This is a genomic window from Pelovirga sp. C15f (assembly GCF_057178085.1).
Genome location: NZ_JBXUCV010000003.1, coordinates 45203 through 68453 on the forward strand (window position 1 = coordinate 45203; position 23251 = coordinate 68453).

Genomic DNA, 23251 nt, shown 5'->3' on the forward strand with positions numbered 1-23251 from the left:
AGCGACAGTTAGTGGAGCAGGGATTGCGGCAGCAGGGTCACACCAAAATCTCCAACAGCAATGACCTGGCCGGCAGTCGTTTCCAGCAGTTTGCTGAACCCCTTCCGATCCGGTTCCTCGCGGGTCTTTATGCTGAAATCTTGTTCAGTAACAATAAGTAACGTGCCACTTAATCCCGCAATCAGCAAAGTGCCATCTGCAAGCTGCACAGCGCTGGTCAGGCCGGCATCGGTGCCGGTATCGAGTGGGCGCCAGGTTTCCCCCCCATCGTCAGAATGGAACAGATTGCCACGCAGGCCATACAGGAACAGGCTGTTTTCAGTGACCGGGAGAAGGCCGAAAAATGACCCCTCATAGTCGGGGTAGAGTTCATTAAAGGTTTCGCCGTGATCGCCGGATTTGTATACCGTTCCAGCTTCAGCCGCGATGTAAATGGCGGTGCCGGTAGTGGCGATGGCGTTCAGGTGGAAATCATCCTCGCTGATCCAGCGCTGTTCCCAGTTGAGCCCACCATCGGTTGACTCAAAAAAGGTTCCGTAGGCACCAACCGCAAAGGCAACTTTTTCATCGATAAACAGGACATCGAGAAAGGGTGGTTGTTCGTCGCGATCTTCGTGAACCAGCTGCCAGCTGTTGCCACCATCCGCAGTACGCAGAATGGTGAGATCGTGACCAACGGCCAACCCCTGCTGGCGGTCGCTAAAGGCAACGGCGGTAAGGGTAGCCCGGGTTGGAACGATGATCTGCTGCCAGCTTTTTCCGTTGTCGGTACTGCGCAATATGTGTCCGCGTTCGCCAACAACGATCAGGGTGTCATCCGCTTTTGCCGCTCCCAGCAGCAGGGACTCCGTCGCCAGGAGGGCGGGGACGGAATTGTCGGCGGCTGTGACATTGATCGGACCCATGGTGATAATCAGCAGACAGATCAGGCTGATGAGTTGATGTGATGTTTTGATGAGAAGACTCATAACATTCCTGCTATGTCGAGGGCGATGGATATTGAGGGGAATTGCAAAGGGCGGGTTTGATTCCCTCCAGGTGTTGCCGTCTTAGGGGTGCCGCATTCCTCGCCTGATGTTTCGGTGCGGTTGATGGCTGACCGGGTGATGGCAGGGGCGCCGCATGCGCCGCCCCTGCCGGTTTAACCTCAACGCCGTCCGGCGCGTCGCAAAGCGCCCTGAGAGAAATCCTGCTCGCTCAGGGTTACATCGAAATTATAGGTAGTCGACTCATTGTCCATTCCCAGCGCCAGATAGCGCCCCGACTGCAGGTCATAATGAGCTTCCACCGTGGTCCAGTAGGTGGGCACATCATAATAGTTGATGCCGTGCCCTTCCGAGACCCGCCACAGCTGGTCACGGTTATCGTAGAGATCGGCGGCGACGATCTGCCAGGAGTCTTCATCAACATAAAAGGTGCGTTTTTTGTAAAGATGGCGTGATCCGTCACGCAGGGTTGCTTCGATCACCCAGACTCGATGCAGCTCATAGCGCAGATGCTCCGGATTCAGGTGCAGCGGGGTGAGCATATCGCTGTAACGCAGCTGATTGCTGTGGAGCTTATAGCTGTTGTAGGGGACGTACAGTTCTTTTTTGCCGATCAGTTTCCAGTCATAGCGGTCAGGGGCGCCGTTGAACATGTCGAACTGGTCGGTGGTGCGCAGGCTGTCCGAGGCGGTGCCGGGGTTGTCGTAGGCGACATTGGGTGCACGTCGGACGCGGCGCTGACCGGGATTGTACACCCAGGCACTGCGTGGCTCGGCCACCTGATCGAGGGTTTCATGAACCAGCAGCACTTCACCTGCCAGACGCGCCGGAGCTGTGACCTCCTGGCGGAACATGAGGATGCGATTGTTCATTTTCTCTTCGGTCATCCCTTCCTGGGAATAGACCAGGCTGAACATGTCCTCAAACTGAACCAGAGTATAGTCACCACCTCGTGTTAATGCCGCCTGGGCAATGCTGCGGGTAGCATAATCTCCACGATAGCGCAGCATGTGATTCCATAGCACTTCAATCCCGCTTTTGGGAATCGGGAAGGGGATACCGACAACGGTACCTTTGACGCCGTCACCATTGTTGACCAGCTCGGCCGTCTGGGCGACCTGCTTGGTGGCGTCGTAGATGCGTTGCGGTACCGAGGCGCTGCGGCGGGTCGGATAAACATTCATCACATAAGTATCGTAGTTTTCCAGCAGGGCCTGATGACCGACAGTCAGCCTGTCGCGGTATTGATCGATATTGGCGGCGCTGATGGTGAACTGAATCTGGTCCCCGGCAAAGGGGTCGACATGGTGCTGGCCCTTGACATAGCCGGCGGGTGGGTTAGTGATCCCCCCGTCCCAGGGCGGGATGGTGCCGGCGGCGTTGGCGGCGCGCTCAGCGCCCAGGGGGGTCAGATCCTGCCCGAGGCGGGCGGCCTCTTCAGCGGAGATGGCTGCCAGAGAGGTGCCGGCAGTGCCGACGATCAGCAGTGCTGCGGATAGCCAGGAAAATATATGCTTCAACATGGTGGTGGCTCCTTGTGAAAATTAGAAAAAGTACTTGATCTCAGCGGCCAGGAAATCACGATCATTAATCAGATTGTAACGTCCGGCACCAAAAAACTCGGTATAGCTGATATCGGTCGCCCATTTGTTCTGATAATTAGCGCCGAGGCCCAGAGTGACCGCCTTGCGTCCTTCAACAAAGTTGCCGCCCGGTCCGGGAGTGGTTCCGCTCACATCATGCGCCCAGGCAACCCGTGGCGACAGAGTGACCGAGCCGATGGCGTTGTTGAAATCCAGCTTGGCGACCATGCGGTAGCCCCAGGAAGTAGCGTCGGCAAAGGCAGAGGAGGGTTCGGTTTCCCCGTAATGCGCGCTCGCAAGTTGTTCGTTTCCACTGATCGGAGTGCCGGGGCCATCAAATCGGAGTTCTTCCTTACTCGGCATGCCATGGACGTGAGTCAAACCGACTTCTCCAACCAAAGTAAACTGGCTGGCCCCGAAGGTAGGCCCGAAAAGTTTGGTCGCAGTTGTTTGAAGCTGAGTGACATCTTTGAGTTGATAACCCTGGATGTAATGTTCATAAGGATTTGTCAGGGTGTCTGTATTGAAAATTTGGTTGAAGTTGGCAAGGCCGGGGTTGATTGGTCCTAGAGCTGCAAATAACAATTCAATGTCGTCCATTTGAAGTGGAACATCTTTTTTATAGGAGATCTCTCCCTGAAGAGCGATCCCTGTATTTTGAAGGAGGGTATTGAAGCTTGCCCCAACAAGCTTGATATCTTCCGGATACTCAACAATGTATTCGGCTGTTTTAGCATATTCATTTACAGCATATGCCTGTGCTAGAGCAGCATCGCCCGTTGTGGCTGCATTAACTGCCCCTGTGGCGACTGTTTGTGCCGTTGTCACGTCAAGGCCCCCGGAAACACCGGCAGTAGTCCCTGCTGTAATTCCGGCACTAATAGCGGAGGCAGGATCTGATGGATTGGAGGCAAATGTTGCCGCGAAAGTTTGCGCAGCGGTTCCAGCTACTAGTGTTCTAAGTGCCCCTATTCCGGTTCCAGTACGAGCACTAAGAACCGGAAGACGACTATGGTAGTTAACAAAGAAAAAGCCAAATTCAGTGTCATTAAGCCCCGGAGCAAACAGGCGCATGGCGATACCATACTGGCCGTCGTCATCTGCATAGATGGTTTTCCCGCGCGGCACCATGTTAAACCGATCATCAGAATCAGAAAATAAGGCTCCGGTCCAACTTTCACCTTGATCGGACCATTGTCCAAAGCCGAGCATAACCCTGTCACCACTTTCGCCGGCAAAATCATTGGTGCTCCAGTAGCTGCCGGTCGGGTCAATCTTGGTTTCTTCCCATTCGTACTGATAGAAGGCTTCAAAGCTGATATTTTCCGTCGTGCTGATAGAGCCGGAAACCATGCCTACCGGAACCAGCCCTTCACGCAGTTCGGCCCCGGCGACACGCAGCTTGCTGACATCGAAGGGGTTGATGATGTTGATGCCGTTCTGGATGAAGGTGCTCTCTCCCCAGCTTAGCACCTGCTGGCCGACGCGTAGCTGAGCCGGAGCGGAGGCGATGTCGAAATCCCAGTTGAGGTAGGCATCCAGCAGGGTGGCATCCTTGCCGACCATATCCTTGGCATCGCTGCTTAATTCCGTGCGGGCACGGCTGCCATCGTTGTTCTCAAAATCGTAAAAGGCGGTGCCGCGTACAAACAGGCCGAAATTACGCCAGTTCAGGGCCAGCTCACTGGTGACTTTGGCGGTATGGTTGATCAGGTCGCCTTCGTCGTAGTTGAGGTTGCCGTCATCAAAGTTCAGAGAATAAGCATCACCTTTGCCGGAGTTATACTGCCGATTGGCCACACCGATCAGGTCTGAATCTCGGTCCTTCATGCGCCAGGCGGCACCGTAGGACAGGGTGGTGTCGAGGTTGCCGCTGACTTCATCTCCAAGGCTGAACTGGAAAGCGGCAGCAGGGGTGGCCATGCTGATCGGCAGCGCCACCAGGACGCTGACCAGCAGGGCATTGAGGCGGTGAACCAGAGGGTGCTTTGACGCAGGTCGGCTGTTCATTCGGTTCCTCCTTGAATCGCTAGTGTACGGCAGGGGCCGCATGAAAAACCCTTTAAAATACTCATCTCAGGCAGCATATTGAATTTGCCGTGACGATAATGCCAGGATGAACATCTTTGCCGGGTTTATATAAAATAAAGCAGAATCTTAGCCTTGACGATCTGGAGGTGCAAGGATAAAAAACCGTTACATCCGTTGCTCGAAGTACTTTCTGCTGGTGATGGGTCCCCCTGAAGGAAGAACATCTATCATTATTGACATGTCATGTTCTTCAGGTTTTACTTACATCTTACGTTAAGGTCAATAAAAAAAATAACATCGTTCTGTTTTGGTGGCGTCTGTTTCTCTTTCCGGGATTGCGGTAGCGGATATTTTCCTTGGCGCCTGACAGGCGAGCCTCTATAATGCCGAGCTGATGGATAGCAAACCTTTTCCCCTGTCTTTATCGAAGGAGCAGCTTGTTTATGCGATATCAAAAGTCTCAAGAATTTTTTGCCCAGGCTCAGCAGCTTATCCCCGGTGGTGTTAACAGTCCAGTGCGGGCGTTTAAGTCAGTAGGAACGCAGCCGATTTTCATTGATCGGGCGATGGGCAGCAAACTCTATGATGTTGACGGCAACGAATATGTCGACTATGTCGGCTCCTGGGGCCCGATGATTCTTGGTCATTGTCACCCCAGAGTGGTCGAAGCAATTCAGCAAGCGGCAACCAGGGGCGCGTCTTTCGGTGCGCCAACGGCCCTTGAGACTGAGCTTGCTGAGCTGGTCAATCAGGCCTACCCCAATATCGAAAAAGTCCGGATGGTTTCTTCCGGTACCGAAGCGACCATGAGTGCTATCCGCCTGGCGCGGGGTTTCACCGGTCGTGACAAGATTCTCAAGTTCGACGGTTGCTATCACGGTCATGCCGATTCCCTGCTGGTCAAGGCTGGTAGCGGTGCAGCGACCTTTGGCGTACCGACCTCCCCCGGGGTGCCGGCGGACTTTGCCAAATATACCCTCACTGCCACTTACAACGACCTGGCTGAAGTCCAGCAGATGGTGGCGGCCAACAAGGGAGAGATCGCCTGCATTATCCTCGAGCCGATTGCCGGTAATATGGGTTGCGTACCGCCGCGCGCGGGTTTTCTTGAAGGCTTGCGCACGCTCTGCGATACGGAAGGCATCCTGCTGATCATGGATGAAGTCATGACCGGTTTCCGGGTAGCTTATGGAGGCGCCCAGGAACGCTATGGTGTGCGCGGTGACCTGGTCTGTCTCGGCAAAATCATCGGCGGCGGACTGCCCGTCGGTGCTTTCGGTGGCCGGCGCGACATAATGGATTCTCTTTCGCCGCTGGGGGGCGTCTATCAGGCCGGGACCCTGTCGGGTAACCCGCTGGCCATGAGCGCAGGTATCGCCACCCTCAAACTGCTGCAGGCAGAAGGTTTTTATGAGCAGATTGAAGAGAAGACTGCTTATCTCGAAAAGGGGTTGCAGCAGGTGTGTGCTGCTCAGCCGGTAGCTACCCGCTGGCAACGGGTTGGTGGCATGTTCTGCACCTACTTCACCGAAAGGGAAGTTTTCTCCTTTGCCGATGCGGCTACCAGTGATACGGAAACCTTCGGGCGTTTTTTCCGTGCCATGCTTGATCAGGGGATTAATCTGGCGCCCTCACAATTTGAAGCGGGCTTCATGAGCGTCGCCCATTCGCGTGAAGATCTGGACAAGACTATCACCGCCGCCGACAAGTCCTTAGCTTCCCTGAGGGGCTGAGAGCGCCTGATGTAGCGTAGAAAAGCGGTTGACTTGAATGGGGCTCTGTGCTAGTTAAGGGTCGCTTTGGCGGCCATTTTCCGGCTGGAAAAACCTTACATGAACGAACAGGAACGCGAACAGAAGCGCAGGTTGTACCGCAGTCTCGGTTTTTTGTCGTCCATCGGTATTTCGATGGTAGCGGCGACGCTGCTGGGTCTGGCAATCGGTTACTACCTTGATCAGTGGCTCGATACGCGTCCGATTTTTACTATTATCATGTTGATGTTCGGCATCGCCGCCGGTTTCCGCAACGTTTATGTCCTGACGTCATGGGAACTGCGCCGACAACAGAAAGATCAGGACGAGAACCCCCAATGACTGATCAGGATGCCGGTCTGGCGAAAGCTCTGGCGCGGCGTAACTGGGTGATCCTGGCACTGATGGTCGCTATCAGTCTGTTGTGGCGCTCCGCTGCGGTGACCCTCGGCGTGCTTGGCGGTGGTCTGGTTATCGCCCTCAATTATCACTGGATGGGGCATTCTTTGACCAAATTGCTGGCCGACCCACAACGGGCGCCGCAGCGTAAAGTCTTCGCCGGGATCAACTATCTGCTGCGCCTGGTGGTGATGGGTCTGGTGATTTACCTGCTGCTTGCTCATGTCAAGGTTCATCCCATTGGCCTGGCTGTCGGCTTATCTCTGTACGTTGTCAATCTGATGTTCAGCACGATCAGGCGATTGTATTAAATATAATATAGGTAAAGTTTAAAAACGAAAGAGAGAGCTTTTATGGTTCATCCTTTTATGTTTCTCGAATGGTTTGCCGATTTGGTCAGTCTGCATGTCGGCCCTCACGTTCTCTATACCTGGCTGGCAATGGCCATTCTGCTGTCCGGAGCCTGGTTGGCGAGCCGAACCATCAGCATGGTGCCGGGCAAAATGCAGAACTTTATGGAAGCGGTCATGACCGGTTTCGACAGCCTGATCGAAAATGTCATGGGCAAGGACGGCAAACCGTATTTCCCTTTGATTGCCACTATCGGCATGTTCGTCCTGGTGGGGAATCTACTGGGGTTGGTGCCTTCGTGCTTTCCGCCGACCGCCAGTCTTAATACCAATGCCGCACTGGCTCTGACGGTCTTTTTTATGACCCACTATATCGGTATTAAAAAACACGGCTTTCATTACATTCAACACTTCATGGGGCCGATCGTCTGGCTGGCTCCGCTGATGATCATTATCGAGATCCTCAGTCACCTGGTGCGTCCCATTTCCCTGTCGTTGCGTCTGTTCGGCAACATGTATGGCAAGGAAATCGTATTGATGATCTTTTTTGCCCTGGTGCCGTTGTTCATGCCGATCCCGATCATGTTTCTCGGGGTGCTGATCAGTATGATCCAGGCGTTTGTTTTTGTTCTTCTGTCGATGATTTATATTGCCGGCTCCCTTGAGGAGGCCCACTAAAATACAGTTTATTCATGTCTTCACAGGGGTGAAGACATAAGTCCTATACTTTTAGGAACAATCACTATTCACAACCGCACAAAAAGGAGCAGTACCATGGATTTTTTCACCTGGAGCATCATCGCAGCAGCATTCGGCATGGGGATCGGTTCTATTGGTACCGGTATCGGTATGGGTATCGCAATCAGCAAGGCGTGTGAAGGCGTTGCCCGTAATCCCGGCGCATCCGGTAAAATTCTGACCAACATGATGGTCGGTCTGGCCCTGATCGAGTCCCTGGCAATTTACGTCTTCGTTATCTGTATTATTGCGCTGTATGCCAACCCTTTCACCGACACCGTGGTTGAACTGATTCGTGCCGGTATGGGTGCTTAAAAAATAGTTTTTAACTTCTGCAGATTTAAGGGGCGATCCTCACCTGGGTTTCGCCCCTTTTTTTGTATATTGTATACAGATAGTAAAATCACACTATGCAGATTTTCGCCGATGTTTCGGTGTTTTAATGAGGATTGCCGCCAATATTGAGGGATTTTTTGTTGCAATCGAACGGCGTTCGGAGTAGTGTTCGCGCTGTATGTTTAAAATGTACATCCAGGCTTGCTGTCCTGGATTCAATTCTGCCACTGAGGTGTTGAATCATCGGGTTCTTCTCCTCTTGCCTTTTCTTCGATGTATGTCTGTTGTGCTGGATCTCGAACGAGGTATTTTTTCAAGGAGAATATCAATGCGTAGGCTTCTGTTCTGTTTTGTTCTGTTGCTAAGTTTCATGTCGGTTGCAGCGGTTGCTGCAGCAAGCAACCTGGTAGCGTCGCCCGAAACCTGTCTGATGTGCCATGAAGATGTCGTTTCCGCAGACAGCTTTGCGGCATCCGTTCATGGTCCCAATGGCTGTGTTGCTTGTCACGTTGATCTGGTTGATGTTGAAGCACATATGAGTGGTGAGCTGATGCCGCAACCACCATCCTGTGTGCGCTGTCACAAAGCAGAAACGCAAGAACACTACACCAGCGTTCATATGCTCTCTGGAATTGAGTGCTCCACCTGTCACTGGGACATTCATGAACACACCCCCTGGCAGGGAAATAAAGCTACAGCTTCGGCAAAATGCGCCGAATGCCACTTCGATTCCCATGATGTCTGGCAGGACTCGAGTCACGGACAGGCCGTACTTAATGGAAATATGGAATCGGCTGGTTGCCTTGACTGCCACGAACTTCACGCGATTCAAGAAGTTGGCGAGCCCGGCGATCGGGGTTACTGGGAGTTTCATACCGATGCCTGTCTGAAGTGCCATGCAGATGAAGAGATGATGTCGCGAAATGGCGTCACGACGGTAGCGGTTGGTTCATATCTTTCCAGCTATCACGGTAAAAATTACCGACTTGGGTATGCCGAGAATATTGCAGGGTGCTCTGATTGCCATACGTCCCATGCGGTTCTCCCCCATGATAACCCGAACTCGAGCCTTCACCCTGACAATCTGGTAGCTACTTGTGGCGCCTGCCATGAGAATTCGTCATCCCAGTTTGTAAAGTTTTATTCCCACGGGGACATGACGGACAGCGAAAACTATCCGATCCTTTACTGGACTTATGTCAGCATGACAACCCTGTTGGTGTGTACCTTCGGGGTGTTCTGGATTCATACGTTGTTCTGGTTGTTCCGGGGTTTTGTTGAAAATCGCCAGAAACATCGCGCCATGATCGCCGGGCATGTCCATGTGATCCCTGACGCACATAAGATTTATCGTCGTTTTACCAGGGTTCATATTTTCCTGCACCTGCTGGTCATTATCAGCTTCCTGCTGCTGTCATTGACCGGGATCCCGCTCAAGTTTGCCGATCAGACATGGGCGAAGATCATGATGGACTTCCTGGGCGGAGCGGCTAACGCGGCCTTCATGCATCGCATTGGTGCCGCTATTACCTTTATATACTTTGGTGCTGCCCTGTTTATGAGTGCCAAGTTCTTGTTTTATAAACTTCAGTATCCGGCTGAATTCTTCCAGCGCCTGTTTGGTCCGGAGTCCCTGTGCCCCAACCTGCGGGATATTCGCGACGTAACCGCGATGGTTCGCTGGTTTCTCTTCCTCGGGCCTAAACCGACCTTTGAACGTTGGACCTATTGGGAGAAATTTGACTTTATCGCCGTCTTCTGGGGTATGTTCGCCATCGGTGGATCCGGTCTGATGCTCTGGTTCCCTGAGTTTTTTGCGGCCTTTTTGCCGGGCTGGTCTCTTAATGTTGCCACTATTGTCCACTCGGATGAAGCCCTGTTGGCAACCGGATTTATCTTTACTGTCCACTTCTTCAATACCCACGGAAGGCCGGAGAAGTTCCCCATGGACTTTGTTATCTTCAATGGTGAGATGAGCAAAGAAGAGTTCATCGAAGAGCGCGCCGATCAATGGAAGCGTTATGAAGAAGAGGGCGTTCTTGACCAGTACGTTAAAGAGAAACCAAGCGGTATCGCTTATGATTTCTTTATCAAGGGCTTTGGCTTCCTTGCCCTGTTTACCGGTTTGGGACTATTGTTCCTGATGATTTATGCTTTTATCTGGGGTGGATTTTCCCATTGACCCTAACGAGTTAGTGTCTGTAACAAGGGGCTGCCATTGGCGGCCCCTTTCTTTTACAGGAGAAAAAAGATGAAAAGAGATCTTATCTTTTCAATAGTTGCGATTTCGATCTATATCCTGGGAGGATTGGCAACCTTTGCCGGCGTCGGGCTTATCCTGCTGATGAAGGGTAAGGATTTATGGGGTCTCGGCGACGGGCATACCCTCGGATATTTGTTTGTCTGTGTCGGATTGGTACTTTCAGTCCTTGGGGTGATGGTAATGCGTATTTTGCGCAATCGAATGTGAGAAGCGACTGGGGAATCATCATTCTTGCAGTATCGTTTTAAAATGGTAAAATTCATCCGGTCAGGGTTGCGTGGCTGTTCTCTGGCGTTGACAGTTGTTGAGTAAAGTGCTAGCTTTCGTTACCCTGCCACTTAAAAACATCGTTTTATTTAGGGCCATTTTAGGTGTTCGAAAATTTAGTCATTTTATTGCCGTCCAGACTTTGCGGCACGATTTGATTGCGCTGACATGTGAAGGAGAGTGTTATGGATACGAAGTTGGCCGATATCCCCAAGGCCTTTTTTAAAGGCATTGCTCGCAGTAGAATTGCTTTGCTTGGTGCGATGGTCGTGACGGTTACTTTCCCTTTTTTGGTTGGGGCCGTTCTCTATGATCTGCTGGTCGGGATACCAAACGCTTATTTAAGCGGTTTTCTCTATATGATCCTTGGCCCTGGATTTGTGGGCGGACTCTTTTTGATTTTTATCGGTCTTTTCTTTGCCAGGGGCAAGGAAGAGGTGCGGCTTTTTACCCTTGATTATCTACGCGACATGCTGACCGATCCTGAAGGCTACAACAGGGTACGCAAGCTGGTTTTTGTCGGTGTTTTTCTCACGTGTGTCAACCTCTTTGTCGTTGGTGTCCTGGCCTACAGCGGATACCATTATATGGAATCCAACGCTTTTTGTGGTGAGGTTTGTCATGTCCCCATGACACCCGAATATACCGCCTATCAGAACTCGGCCCATTCGCGGGTGGCCTGTGTTGACTGTCACATCGGCAGCGGTGCTGACTGGTTCGTCAAATCAAAAATTTCCGGGGTGCGCCAGCTTTATGCTGTGGTCGCGGATACTTTTTCGCGCCCCATTGAGACCCCGGTTCATGGTTTGCGGCCCGCCAGCGGAACCTGTATGCAGTGCCATCGTCCCGAGATGTTTCATGGTGATCGCCTGCGGATTAAAGACAAATATCTGGAAGATGAGCAAAATACCCATGTTCAGACCGTGCTGTTAATGAAAATCGGCAGCGCCGGTGATCTGGCGGCTGAATCCCACGGAATCCACTGGCATGTCGATCCGGGTAATGAGATTACTTACGTTGCCGCAGATTGGGCACGGAGTATTATCCCTGAAGTTAAGCAGAAAACCGCCGACAGTGCTCAAATTGTTTATCGTGATGCAGAGGCCGATGATCAGATTGCCAACGCGACCCATCTTCAGGAACGGGTGATGGATTGTATTGATTGCCACAACCGTCCGAGCCACGTATATCTTGACAGGGATGATGCTCTGGATAAAAAGATTCTGTCGCGTGAAATCCCTCAGGAACTTCCCTTTATAAAAAAGCAGGCCAAGGAAGTCGTATCGGTTGTATACGAGACCCAGGATGAGGCGAAGGCTGCAATTGCCAGCGAACTGAGCAATTTTTACCGCACCAACTATCCCGATATTTATAACAACAAAAGCCAATTAATTGATCGGGCCGTGACCGGAGTACAAGCGGCTTATACACAAAATGTCTTTCCTGAAATGAAAATTCAATGGGGTACTTACCCAAATTGGCTGAGTCACGATGGTTGCTTCCGTTGCCATAACTATGAGCATGAGGCTCAGACCGGGGAGCTCATTTCCATGGACTGTGAAACCTGTCACACGATTCTGGCAGAAGAGGAAGAGAGTCCGGAAATTCTCAGGACACTACTGGGGAGTCAATAATAATCAAGGTAATGATTCACTGCTACTTAAACGCATTGGTATTGTAGCAATCACTTGAAAAGGAGCAATCATGATGAAATCTGTGGTTACGGGGATGTTGGTATTACTGACCGTCTTTTTTGTCAATAGCACAGCTTTTGCCAGTGAGCATAAGGCCACTGTCTCGGAATGTATCGACATGACCAAAAAGGCTGCGGCGATGCTTCTTGAAGACCAGGATGCCGCCCTAGCAGAGATTTCTAAAAGGGACGGCCAGTTCGTCTGGAAGGACTCCTATGTGTTCGCCATGAACCTTGAGGGGAAGATGCTGGCCCATCCATTTATGCCCGGTCTGCTGAAAATGGACAATCTATTGAGAACTCCCGATAAAAATGTGGATAATCCTAAGCTGCTCTTTGTTGAGTTTGTCGTCCTGGCCAGCACCAAAGGCGAAGGGTGGGTCGAATATATGTGGCCTGAGCCGGGAAGTACAAAACCGGTAACAAAGGAGACCTATATCTATCGTGTCCCGGATACCAACCTTTTTGTTGGCGCGGGGATTTATCGCTAGTTGACCTACTCGCTTCCATTTAAATTCAGCAAGATACCAGGCGCTTACGAAAGTAAGCGCCTTTTTCATCGTGCATCCAGCGCCAAGCAAGGAATGGTTCTTTTCGATTGACTTTCAATAGCCATCCCATAATAATAGAACAGTGTTTGAGGCGGGGGTGTCGATTTGAAATTTGGAGGATAGAATGAAATCTGCTCTCTGGATGCTTTGTGTGTTTTCATTCATGTTTATCGTGGCGCCGGTACTTATCGTATTGACTTGTCTTGGTCCCCTCGGCGCAGGACCGGGAACTGTTTTCATGTACTGGCTTCCGGTCGTCTTATGTGCTGTTAGTGTCGCCGCTTTAATTTTTTATCGCCAAGGTGTGCAACCTTAGCAGGTATAATCGTACCTTTTGATAGCAAGCCAACTTTGCCCGGGGAAACTGTTCCTTCGGGCATTTTTGTGTCTGCCGGGGCAAGTAAAGCAAAAAAGTAGTCCTGATGACAGGTTTCAGGTTATTGTGTTCACCAGTTTATCAATGAAATTAATTGCAAGAGGAGGAGCAGATGTCAGATATAAAGAATAAATATTGGTTGGAGGCTTCACAGACAGCACTGTTGGTTATTGATGTACAGGACAAACTGGTAGGCGCAATGGATCAGCAGCTTTATCAGCAATTGTTGCAGAATGTCCCTCTGCTGATAGAAGGTTTTAAGACTCTTAATTTGCCGATTATCGCGACCGAGCAGTATTCCAAAGGGCTCGGCCACACGATTGCAGAGTTGCAGGATGCCACCGAACAATACTGTATTGAAAAGTTGACCTTCAGCTGCTGTGGTGATGATGGCTTTGTCTCTGCTCTGGATAAAACCAAAGCTCGTCAGGTGGTGGTAGTTGGAATGGAAACCCATGTCTGTGTGTTGCAGACGGTGATCGATCTGCTCGATCAGGGCTATGTCGTCCATCTGGTGCGGGATGCGGCGAGCTCACGCTTTGTCAGTGATTACACCAATGCCCTTGAATGTGCAGCCGCCGCCGGGGCTGTGATAACAACAACCGAAACGGCACTCTTTCAGCTGGTCAAAGTGGCCGGCGGTGATAACTTCAAGACTATTTCAAAGCTGGTTCGTCAGCGGACAAAATAATGGAACTACGGGATGCAGATCTACGGCGCCTCAAGCAAAAACAGCAGCAGGAAAAAAAGGAACCGATCAGCCTGGAGCGGCCTGAGGTACGACCAGAGATACCATTTTATATTGCATGTCCGACTGAGCGTGAGGCGTAACCGATGTCGAACCTAGTATTAATGTTGTTGATTGCTTGCGGCGGCGTTGCAGTCGCGATTCAGCCCTCGATTAACGCCAGACTGGCACAGAAGACCGGCTTTCTCGAAGCCGCAACCATCTCCTTTGCCGTTGGCACCCTGGCGCTGCTGCTGGTTTCACTGTTGTCCGGTCAGGGAAGCTTCAGACGGATTGTCGAGGTTCCCTGGTGGCAACTCAGTGGCGGTCTGTTCGGAGCTTTTTTTGTCACCATGACCATCGTCGGCGTGCCGCGTATCGGGACGACGGCGGTGCTGGCCCTGACGATAGCGTCACAACTGATGGCCGGAATGGTGATGGATCATTATGGGGTTTTCGGGATGCGTGGTATTCCTATTGACGGTAAGCGCATCGTTGGGGTTGGGCTGCTGTTGATTGGGGTCTTTCTGGTGTGCAAGAGATAAATCGGGAAACCGAAGAATCTCAATCATGCCAGAAGAAACGCAAGGGATCCTGGCTGATGGCGGTCAGCAATTTGTTCAGTTCCAGGGTTGGCCCGGCGCTGAGATAGAGCTGCCAGTGTGAGCCGTTATGGTGGTGCAGGCTCCACTGATTAAGTTCCGGACTGAAACGAAGTTGTGCCATAGGCAATTCGCGGGTTGTCGCAGTCTTGCCTGTTCCCTTTCTGAGTTCAAACAGGTGAATCTGTAACCCGGTGATGCGGAAACTGAGTTGACGCGGGCTACTCGGATGCTGGATGGCACTCCGGCAGAAATCATCCAGTTTACGTAGAGCACTTTTATGTAAAAATTCCGGCAGCTCGCTCATGGCGGGCACTCTGCGCAGCGGGAGCGGAACAGATTGGTACTCAAATAACGATCGCCCCGATCAGGCAGGACTACGACAATAGTGGCATGATCTACTTCCCTGCTCAGGTTCAGGGCACCGGCCACCGCCGCTCCACTTGACATGCCGACAAATAATCCTAGCTGTTGAGCCATTATCCGCGTGGTTTCAAACGCAACCTCATCCCCTATCATCAGTTTTTTTGCCAGCCGGCGTTCATCGTAGATGGTCGGGACAATTGCCTCTTCCATGTTTTTGAGTCCTTGAATCTTGTGCCCCAGGCTTGGTTCAATGCCGACAATCTCGACCCTGGGGGCATTTTCATGGAAAAACCGACTGGTGCCCATCAAGGTGCCGGAGGTGCCCATCCCGGCTACAAAAAAATCGATATCTCCAGCTGTTTGATCTAAAATTTCCGGTCCTGTCGTCCGGTAGTGTGCCAGCGGGTTGTTAGGATTACTGTACTGATCAGGCATGTAGTAGATGTCGGGGTTTTCAGCCAGAATCCGATGTGCCAGGCGGATAGCACCATCAGTCATTTCACAGCCGGGCGAGAGAACGACTTCAGCACCATAGGCTTCGAGGATGCCACGGCGCTCGACGCTGACACAGGCGGGCATGACCAGCTTGACCTTGTAGCCTTTGGCGGCGCCGATCATGGCGATGGCAATGCCGGTGTTGCCCGATGTTGGTTCAAGAATGATCTTGTTGTCGTTCAGTTCGCCCGATTGTTCTGCCTGTTCGATCATGTGCAGGGCGGGGCGATCCTTTACCGAGCCGCCAGGGTTGCTGCCTTCAAGTTTAGCCAACAAGCGGATATCGCCGCGACCGGTCAGGCTGGAGATGTCAATCAGGGGGGTATTACCGATCGAACCGATCAGGTCGGGTATGCGATGAATAACTGATTCAGGACCGCGCAAGGTGGATTTTTGATTAAATGATGCCATGAAGTGGCCCACCCGCAGCGCCAAGTTCGTCGACCTGCTTTTCGATAGCGGGATGATCTATCAAGGGTGGCGCATGGTGGGGTTTAATGCGCGCATCGATCACCACAGAACCATCACAGCCCCAGTGCTTGCTGCGATTCCAGGCAGCAATGCCGTACAAATCGGTTGCCGGATTGGAGCGGGTAAAAGTCACCCACAACCAGTTGTCGAGCGCCGCCGCACAGAAATCACTGTCGTCGACAACGATAATCAAGGGAAAGGCGTTGATCGGATGGTCACTTTTGTAATACCTGCACAGGCGCAGCAGGTCAGCATCGCCTTCAATGCTTGTGGCGCTGCAAGTTGGCCCATTGACCAGCAGGACACCGGCAGTGGCCGGACGTGGAGTTGAAAAACCGACCGGCAGATCAAGCTCAGCAGGCATCTGAGCGGACAGCTCGCGGCGTTTCTCGCCGGTGGCGGCCATTACCACCTTCGATCCCTGGTTCAGACCGTGACCACTGTAGTCGAGGGTGTCGATGGTGGTTGATGTATGAAAATGCAGGTCGCGGCGCCAGTCGATGCGTTCAAGCATATGCTGGAAGAAGGCAGGAATATCGTGGATATCAAGGGCGGGATTGTCGTTCCCGGAGGTTATCAATAAATACTTGGCGAGGGAGAGTTGTCCCTGGCCAAGAATAGCGCAGGCCTGGGTGAGCAGTTCCTGGGGACGATCGGTCTGCTCGAATGGGGTGTAACGTTCACTGCCAATGGCCAGCAGCAACGGATGAACGCCGGCAGCATCAACCGCATGTACCGCTTTAATGCCGGGCAGCACATCGGGAATCAGCGCGCCGGTAAGCTCGTGGATAAAGGCACCGAAGCTTGTATCTTCCTGTGGCGGTCGACCAACGGTAGTAAATGGCCAGATGGCATCAGGACGATGATAGACCCGTTCTACCTTGAGAACCGGAAAATCATGGGCAAGGCTGTAATAACCAAGATGGTCTCCAAAGGGTCCTTCCGGTTTGAGCCGGTCGGGATCTACCGTGCCGCAGATAACAAAATCAGCTTGTGCCGGCATCGGTAAAAACCCTTCCGGTTGCACCATGTTAAGGCGATGACCACCGAGCAGTCCGGCGAAGGATAGTTCCGGCATCCCTTCCGGCAGTGGCATGACGGCGGCTACGGTCAGGCTGGGTGGGCCACCGACAAAGACATTAATCTTGAATGGCTGTCCTTGGTCAATGGCCTGACGCTGATGGACGCCAATGCCGCGATGCAACTGATAATGGAGGCCGGCTTCATGATCGGGCTCATAAGCGTTGCCGGAAATCTGTACCCGGTACATCCCCAGGTTGGCATGGCGCAGCCCGGGAGCGTTGGCGCTTTCACTGTAAACCTGAGGCAAGGTGATAAAGGCACCGCCGTCATCCGGCCAGCTTTTGATCTGGGGCAGAGCGCTCAGGGTGGTTTGCCCGGCGAGAATGGGGCCGTTGCGGACCTTGCGCGGCAGCAGATGAAAGGCTCCAAGCGGGGCGTTAAGCAGAGCCGCAGGAGAACGTAACAGATGCTTCGGGTCGAGCTTGAGCTTAATCAGGGTATCGATACGTCGCAGGGTGTCGCGAAACAAAAAGCGGGTGCGCTCCAGGGTGCCGAAGAGGTTGGCAACCGCCGGGAAACGGCAGTCCCTCAGGTTGGTGAACAGCAACGCCGGCCCCTGATGCTGGTAGACCCGTCGCTGGATGGCCCCGGCGAGCAGATCGGGATCGATGGGGAGGTTGATGCGGATCAGCTGGCCGCTCTGTTCGAGATCCTTGACGGCCTGTCTGAGGGTTCGGTATCCCATAGTATCACTATCCAAGCTGGAACAAGCAGGGGTTGTTAAAACGGCGCCGGTGTATTCATCACCTGGAAAATATACCGGGAAAAATTGAGCAGCAACGGATCGTCATTACGCCCTTTTTCCATCACCACAGAGCGGCGGCGGCGATGCGGAAAGCCTTCGACATAATGGCAGACTAGCTCCCCTGATTCAAGAAATTCACTGACCAGGCTGCGCGATAAAAAGGAAATCCCGCCCCCGGCCAGAACCGTCTGGCAGGTCAGACGCAGATCATCAGATATCACTACACCGCTAAAGTTATCCAAAGAAATTCCCTGTTTCTGAAGCCCCTGGGTGATCAGCTGGCGTGAACTGCAGCCTTCTTTACGGGCATAAAGGCATTTGTTGAGCAACAGATCCAATGTCAAATTCGGTGTTGGCAGACCAAGGTGGGGTGAGCTGACAAAGACCAGTTCATCATCCGGCAGGGGGTAATGATGAAACATACTCAAATCAGTGTTGTGCGTGTGCTCAACCACAGCGATGTCAAACTCTTTTTTCAGGACGCCGTCAAGAGCTTGATGGGGGCTGTAAAAAAGAAAGTTTAAATCAGCCTGATTGCGGGCTTCAGCCATAAACAGGTTGAGCACCTTCGGCAGATAAACGGTACCGAAGGTGGGAGTGCAGCATAAGGACAAGCGTTGGCGTTCCGGATTTCCTTTGAGCTTCCCCAGCAGAGACTCTTCGATGTCCAGAATCCGGCGGGCGCTCTCGAGTACGGTGGTTCCGGTAGCAGTGAGGGTTGGGGTCGTGCCGCTACGGTCGAACAGGCTCGCACCGTAGGCTTCCTCCAGAAACTTGATCCGTTGCGAGACGGCAGACTGGGTCAGGTGCAATTTGTCTGCCGCGCGGGAAAAACTGCCACAATCGATAACAGCGAGCAGGGTACGTAAGTAACGGGTATCCATAATTTCCCTGACGTTAAGTGAAGGATTGAATGGGGCTGATTGGTTTTCTAAATATCTGAAGATCAAGATATTAGACACTTTAATATACCTATTAAAATCATTCGCTACAACAGGGTTTCACTCCCATGTAATATACGCTGTGCTAAACCACAGGTAGCAAATGATCCAATGGTACTTTCCCGAAGAAGGGAGGTGGCTGGAGTAAGTGGGAAGGTCACATCGACTACATATGGTTGAAAAAGGAAACATCACGTCTCATGGGGAGACACACACAAGGAGGTAACATGCAATTCAAGTCAACCGGCACTTCTGTCGGCAGACTGTTTGGCCTGCTGATCCTGGTAGCTGTTCTGGCGGCCTGTGCCACCGGAACCATCAGACAGAAGATGCTGAACATGCCGCAGATTGAAGGTGCCACCTATGTCGGACAAGAGGTTTGCCTCGGATGTCACGATATAGAGGAAAGTTTCAAGAACAATGTCCATGGCCGTCTGGCCGATTTTGAGATGATGGGCGCAGAAAAAGGCTGCGAATCCTGCCACGGTCCCGGCAGCCTGCACGTCGATGAAGGGGGCAACCCTGACGTAATCCTGCGTCTGGCCGAGCTCAGCGCAGATCAGACCGGTGCCGTCTGTGCCACCTGCCACTCTGACGGCAGCCTGATGGACTGGACTCACAGTGAGCACGCATTGGCCGATCTGAGCTGTACCGAATGTCACGTCATGCACACGGATCAGCCCCTTGCCGCCAATCTCAAGCAGGAAGATCCGGAGCTGTGCTACAGCTGCCACCAGGAAATGATGGCCAAAAATAACTTCCCGTCACACCATCCGATCAAGGAAGGGAAAATGACTTGCGGCGACTGCCATAATCCGCACGGGGAGTTGACCACCAATGAGCGCACGAACGACCTTTGCCTGAACTGCCACAGCCGTTACCAGGGGCCGTTCGTGTTCGGTCATGCACCGGTTGAAGATGATTGTACCATCTGCCACGATCCTCACGGTACCGTTGCCAACAACCTGCTGGTCCAGAATGAGCCGTTCTTGTGCCTGCAGTGCCATGAGGGACATTTTCATCTGCTGCGTGAGTCGAATTTTGTTGTTTCGGGTACCCCCACTGATGCTGCCAATATTGTCAACAAGCATGGCAGCGAGGGTTTCCAGACATCGTTCGGCACCAAGTGCACCACCTGCCACAAAGTGGTCCACGGCAGCGATTATCCGTCACAGCCTTTAGGCGGTCACGGTCTGACTCGTTAACTTGAGGAGGTATTAACAATGAAGCAACGCCAGTTATGGCTGCTTGCAGCGCTGTCGCTTGCCTGCCTGATCGCCACCACCACCCTTGCCGCGGCCGAAATGCAGACCAGCGGCACGGTGGAAATCGGTGCCGCAGGCATGGATACCAGTGACAGCCCGGCACGCGTCAATGAATTTGTTGGGACCCGTTCGGAAGAGGGTTTCAGCTTTGCTCCGAAGCTGTCGGTTGACAGCTTCGGCGACAATTCGGCCCTGAAATTCGATGTCGACATCATGGGTCCTCGGGATCAACAATATCAGCTTGATGTTGATGCCCAGCGGGTGTTCAGGCTCAAAACTGACTACCAGGTTCTTGAATACTGGAAGGATCATGAAACCCTCGACCAGATGGGCGCGACCGGACGTGGCGACACGCTCGGTGGACAACCCAGCGTGACCACGGATGAGATTTTTGCAGAGCTGATCGAGGCTGGTGAGGCTGCTGTTGTCGGTGGCGGAACCATCAACTACGATCCCCGTGAAGCTTATGAGCAGGAGCTTTCCAACGACTACATCGGTACCCGCCGGGAGTTTAAGGGAGATGTCAGTGTGACCCTGCCGACCATGCCCAATGTCAGTTTTCATACCGGTTGGCGCAGTGAAACGCGTCAGGGGATGGAGCAGGCCATCGGTGTGACCAAGTGTGACAACTGTCACGTCACCGCATCTGGTAAAGACATCAATGAGCGGACCGAAGAGTTAACCTTTGGTGCCACCGGCCGCTTCGGCAAGGTGACCGTGGAGTATGATTACCTCCAACGAACTTTTGATGAGCGTGCGGATGCACCAACACGTTATTTTGAGGATGCGCAAAACGGTACAGCATTCAATTTGATTTATGAGGCCGGTGATTATGCCTATGCACGTACCCCTGACTCAACAAAAGACAGTCACTCACTCAAAGGGCGTGTCGATTTTTCTGCTGATACCGCCCTGTCGGCAAGTTATGTCAAGTCCGATGTAGAAAGCAGCAAGGATGCTACCCAGACTGAATATACTCTGGAAAATGACCAGTTGCGCACCGAATTTGAATCTTTCGGGGCAAAACTGTCACACCGCCTTGCCAATGGGCTGCGCTTGTCATTGCGCGGCAACTCGTATGAGATTACCGCTGATGACAACATCATCACCATCGATGCCCGTGAGGCTTCTGCGAGTGCTATTGCGGCCTGGCCTGGTGATGTGGATGACGACTGGCATACTGCCGCTACCCGCGAAGTGCACGAACTCGGTGCCGATCTGATTTATCGTCTGACCACCGGTACTACCGCCCGCCTGGGATATGAATACGAAGAGATTGACCGGGAGGAAGAAGATCTGGGCCATACCAAGACCCATACCCTCAAGGCGGCCCTCAAAACACGTATCAATAAGAACCTGTCCGGCCGGGTCAGCTATCAATATCAGAGCATCGATGAGCCGATGGCCGGCGCCCATATCGGTATCGCTCAGGGGGACCCGATAGCTACAGAAGATCCTCTTGGGTCAGGTCTCTGGTATTATGATTTGACAGATGTCGGGGTTGCTCTCCCGGCGGCAGGCACAGATCGAGTATGGTACTGGACCGATGTTTATCCTAATCGTCAACTGGAATCGACCAATCAGGCAGAAGATGTCCATGAGCTGAAGTTCAGCAGCACCTGGTCACCGAAGAGCAATCTGGCAGCTACGGTATTTGCTCGTGCCCGGATGGAAGAAAATGATCGGGTCAAGTATGAGCAAAGCACCTATGTGCCAGGCTTATCGATCTGGTATGCTCCTACCGGCAAAATGAACCTGACCATGGCCTACACCTTCAACAAACAGAAGACCGAAAACCAGATGTGTGTCGGCTGGTACCATGGCTGAGCGAACGACGTCGCGTCGAGCCAGTTTGGCTCGCTTTGTAACACCGCTGAATATGAATCCGATGTCCACACCCTCGCCCTGAACATGGATTATCAGGCTACCACAAAACTGCGGCTCAACGCCGGGGTGACATATAATAAGGCTGAAGACGAGTGGGATTGGGGCTCCTTTACTGAAAGGGCAACGCTCTTTCCCAAAGGTGGTGCCGATTTTGGAACCCCGCTTAATGAAGCGACAGCTGCTGCCACTGGTGCATTCTCACCAGTCAACTATGATACCTGGGAACAGAATGAGAATATCGACAGCTACTCAGACCTGTCCTATGAGCAGTATCAGTTTACCGTCGGTGGCTTGTATGATTTTACCGAGACCTTTTTCACCCGGGCCTCCTTCACCTATGACATTTTCGACATGAAGGAAACCTACGTATACGGTGACGAAGATGGAACGGCCTATTATGGTTACGTCGGTTTTGGCTGGACTTTCTGATGTACTGATTTGTCTTGATGTTATGTAGAAAAACGTTGCCCGGTTGTTTTCAACCGGGCATTTTTTTTTGCTCGTACTGCTAACTCGATCCCTATTTAGATTAAAATGAAAATGCTAGACCGGCTGCGCCCGCCCTGCTGCTTAAAAAGCCGATAGTAAAGAGACAGCAGAGTTCAGAAGGGTCTGGTGTCTTCATGCCGCCGGATTGATTAGATAACGGCTACTCACATTAACCCGGTCATCGTTACGCTACCGTTCCCGGCCTTTTTCATTGACACAAAGAACCAAGTATCTTACTGTCCAGACATATCATAAACTGAATGCTTGCAAGCAGGTTTGCGGTCGCTCCAGCTGGTTTAGCCGGAGTTAGGTTGGTGATTATTATCAGTCAATGGTGGTATTGATTAGCACGGATGAACGAACATTCCGTCAACTATAGAAGGAGTAGTAAAATGAAGAAAATTGTTGTTCTGATCGCCTGTCTTACACTCATAGCTCCCGGCATGGCCTTTTCTTTTGACATCAGTGGTTGGGAAAACGCCAACAAGGATCGTGGCCAGTGGGCCTGGTTTACCGGACAAGCACAAAAATGTAATGAAACAATTCCTGTCCCCGGCTCGAAAACCCGTGCTGAATGGGAAAAAATGCTGACTACCGATAGCGATCTGCCCTGTGATGGAGCTGGTTTGAGTCAGCGTACGATCAAGCACATCTTTTTATTTCTCCACACCCATGCCTCTGATTCCGATAATCCGATGAATCAGAAACCTGAATCCTGCGGTTAATCGCGACAAGTGACAACTCAGAAAAAACGCTAGCTGCCGACAAAAAAAGGTTGCATGCGTGGGTGTCAGCGGTGACCGTTCCGGACGGGCTTTTTGGGGATCTGATGGGATGAGATCGAAGATGGCAACGA

General features: G+C 52.2%; 22 protein-coding genes. 15 read left to right on the forward strand and 7 right to left on the reverse strand.

Translation table 11 applies throughout. The features are described from left to right. Nucleotides 1-8: 8 nt before the first annotated feature. The 3 genes from AC1931_RS09285 to AC1931_RS09295 form a co-directional block, all read right to left on the reverse strand. Entirely contained in the window at nt 9-968 is a 960-nt protein-coding gene (locus AC1931_RS09285; protein WP_483876982.1) for a YCF48-related protein, read from the reverse strand. A gap of 179 nt (nt 969-1147) precedes the next feature. Then, nucleotides 1148-2509 (reverse strand): DUF1329 domain-containing protein, encoded by a 1362-nt coding sequence (locus AC1931_RS09290; RefSeq protein ID WP_483876983.1) that lies wholly within the window; start codon nt 2507-2509, stop codon nt 1148-1150. 21 nt (nt 2510-2530) lie between these two features. Then, nucleotides 2531-4579 (reverse strand): DUF1302 domain-containing protein, encoded by a 2049-nt coding sequence (locus AC1931_RS09295; RefSeq protein ID WP_483876984.1) that lies wholly within the window; start codon nt 4577-4579, stop codon nt 2531-2533. A 464-nt stretch (nt 4580-5043) separates the two neighbouring features. Here AC1931_RS09295 and hemL point away from each other — a divergent pair, with 464 nt between their 5' ends. From hemL to AC1931_RS09350, 11 genes are all read left to right on the forward strand, one after another. Beyond that, nucleotides 5044-6333 (forward strand): glutamate-1-semialdehyde 2,1-aminomutase, encoded by a 1290-nt coding sequence (hemL, locus tag AC1931_RS09300; protein ID WP_483876985.1) that lies wholly within the window; start codon nt 5044-5046, stop codon nt 6331-6333. A gap of 99 nt (nt 6334-6432) precedes the next feature. Further along, nucleotides 6433-6693, forward strand: coding sequence for an AtpZ/AtpI family protein (locus AC1931_RS09305; protein ID WP_191154302.1), 261 nt, complete (start codon nt 6433-6435; stop codon nt 6691-6693). Further along, nucleotides 6690-7061, forward strand: coding sequence for an ATP synthase subunit I (locus AC1931_RS09310; RefSeq protein WP_483876986.1), 372 nt, complete (start codon nt 6690-6692; stop codon nt 7059-7061). Before AC1931_RS09305 ends, AC1931_RS09310 begins: the two co-directional genes overlap by 4 nt. 42 nt (nt 7062-7103) lie before the next feature. After that, complete coding sequence (gene atpB / locus AC1931_RS09315; protein WP_483876987.1) at nt 7104-7778, forward strand: F0F1 ATP synthase subunit A; 675 nt, start codon at nt 7104-7106, stop codon at nt 7776-7778. 96 nt (nt 7779-7874) lie between these two features. Further along, a complete protein-coding gene (gene atpE, locus AC1931_RS09320; protein ID WP_191154305.1) occupies nt 7875-8153 on the forward strand; it encodes an ATP synthase F0 subunit C in 279 nt (92 codons plus the stop codon). A gap of 349 nt (nt 8154-8502) precedes the next feature. Further along, nucleotides 8503-10356, forward strand: coding sequence for a cytochrome C (locus AC1931_RS09325; RefSeq protein ID WP_483876988.1), 1854 nt, complete (start codon nt 8503-8505; stop codon nt 10354-10356). Between the two features lie 69 nt (nt 10357-10425). Continuing rightward, the gene (locus AC1931_RS09330) at nt 10426-10644 is read left to right on the forward strand and encodes a hypothetical protein (RefSeq protein WP_483876989.1); all 219 of its coding nucleotides are present in this window, start codon (nt 10426-10428) and stop codon (nt 10642-10644) included. Nucleotides 10645-10889: 245 nt separating this feature from the next. Beyond that, nucleotides 10890-12338, forward strand: coding sequence for a cytochrome c3 family protein (locus tag AC1931_RS09335; RefSeq protein WP_483876990.1), 1449 nt, complete (start codon nt 10890-10892; stop codon nt 12336-12338). A gap of 70 nt (nt 12339-12408) precedes the next feature. Then, nucleotides 12409-12888, forward strand: a complete 480-nt coding sequence (locus tag AC1931_RS09340) for a cache domain-containing protein (RefSeq protein WP_483876991.1) — start codon at nt 12409-12411, stop codon at nt 12886-12888. A 548-nt stretch (nt 12889-13436) separates the two neighbouring features. Then, the gene (locus AC1931_RS09345; RefSeq protein WP_483876992.1) at nt 13437-14015 is read left to right on the forward strand and encodes an isochorismatase family protein; all 579 of its coding nucleotides are present in this window, start codon (nt 13437-13439) and stop codon (nt 14013-14015) included. Between the two features lie 143 nt (nt 14016-14158). Further along, on the forward strand, nt 14159-14596 hold the full coding sequence (locus AC1931_RS09350) for a DMT family transporter (protein WP_483876993.1): 438 nt from the start codon (nt 14159-14161) through the stop codon (nt 14594-14596). 19 nt (nt 14597-14615) lie between these two features. Here the strand turns inward: AC1931_RS09350 and AC1931_RS09355 are convergent, their stop codons facing one another. Genes AC1931_RS09355 through AC1931_RS09370 form a run of 4 tightly spaced genes read right to left on the reverse strand, consistent with a single transcriptional unit; the run spans nt 14616 to nt 18697 of the window. Continuing rightward, nucleotides 14616-14960, reverse strand: a complete 345-nt coding sequence (locus AC1931_RS09355; RefSeq protein WP_483876994.1) for a DUF3024 domain-containing protein — start codon at nt 14958-14960, stop codon at nt 14616-14618. Further along, complete coding sequence (locus AC1931_RS09360) at nt 14957-15925, reverse strand: PLP-dependent cysteine synthase family protein (RefSeq protein WP_483876995.1); 969 nt, start codon at nt 15923-15925, stop codon at nt 14957-14959. Before AC1931_RS09360 ends, AC1931_RS09355 begins: the two co-directional genes overlap by 4 nt. Beyond that, on the reverse strand, nt 15912-17753 hold the full coding sequence (locus AC1931_RS09365) for a UbiD family decarboxylase (protein WP_483876996.1): 1842 nt from the start codon (nt 17751-17753) through the stop codon (nt 15912-15914). Before AC1931_RS09365 ends, AC1931_RS09360 begins: the two co-directional genes overlap by 14 nt. A 35-nt stretch (nt 17754-17788) precedes the next feature. Beyond that, nucleotides 17789-18697, reverse strand: coding sequence for a multiheme cytochrome-associated LysR family transcriptional regulator (locus AC1931_RS09370; RefSeq protein WP_483876997.1), 909 nt, complete (start codon nt 18695-18697; stop codon nt 17789-17791). Between the two features lie 284 nt (nt 18698-18981). Here AC1931_RS09370 and AC1931_RS09375 point away from each other — a divergent pair, with 284 nt between their 5' ends. From AC1931_RS09375 to AC1931_RS09390, 4 genes are all read left to right on the forward strand, one after another. Beyond that, the gene (locus AC1931_RS09375) at nt 18982-19959 is read left to right on the forward strand and encodes a GSU2203 family decaheme c-type cytochrome (RefSeq protein WP_483876998.1); all 978 of its coding nucleotides are present in this window, start codon (nt 18982-18984) and stop codon (nt 19957-19959) included. 18 nt (nt 19960-19977) lie between these two features. After that, a complete protein-coding gene (locus AC1931_RS09380) occupies nt 19978-21846 on the forward strand; it encodes a GSU2204 family CXXCH-containing (seleno)protein (protein ID WP_483876999.1) in 1869 nt (622 codons plus the stop codon). Between the two features lie 84 nt (nt 21847-21930). Further along, nucleotides 21931-22335: a hypothetical protein gene (locus AC1931_RS09385; RefSeq protein ID WP_483877000.1), complete on the forward strand. Its 405-nt coding sequence runs from the start codon at nt 21931-21933 to the stop codon at nt 22333-22335. Between the two features lie 452 nt (nt 22336-22787). Continuing rightward, a complete protein-coding gene (locus AC1931_RS09390; protein ID WP_483877001.1) occupies nt 22788-23120 on the forward strand; it encodes a hypothetical protein in 333 nt (110 codons plus the stop codon). Nucleotides 23121-23251: the final 131 nt, after the last annotated feature.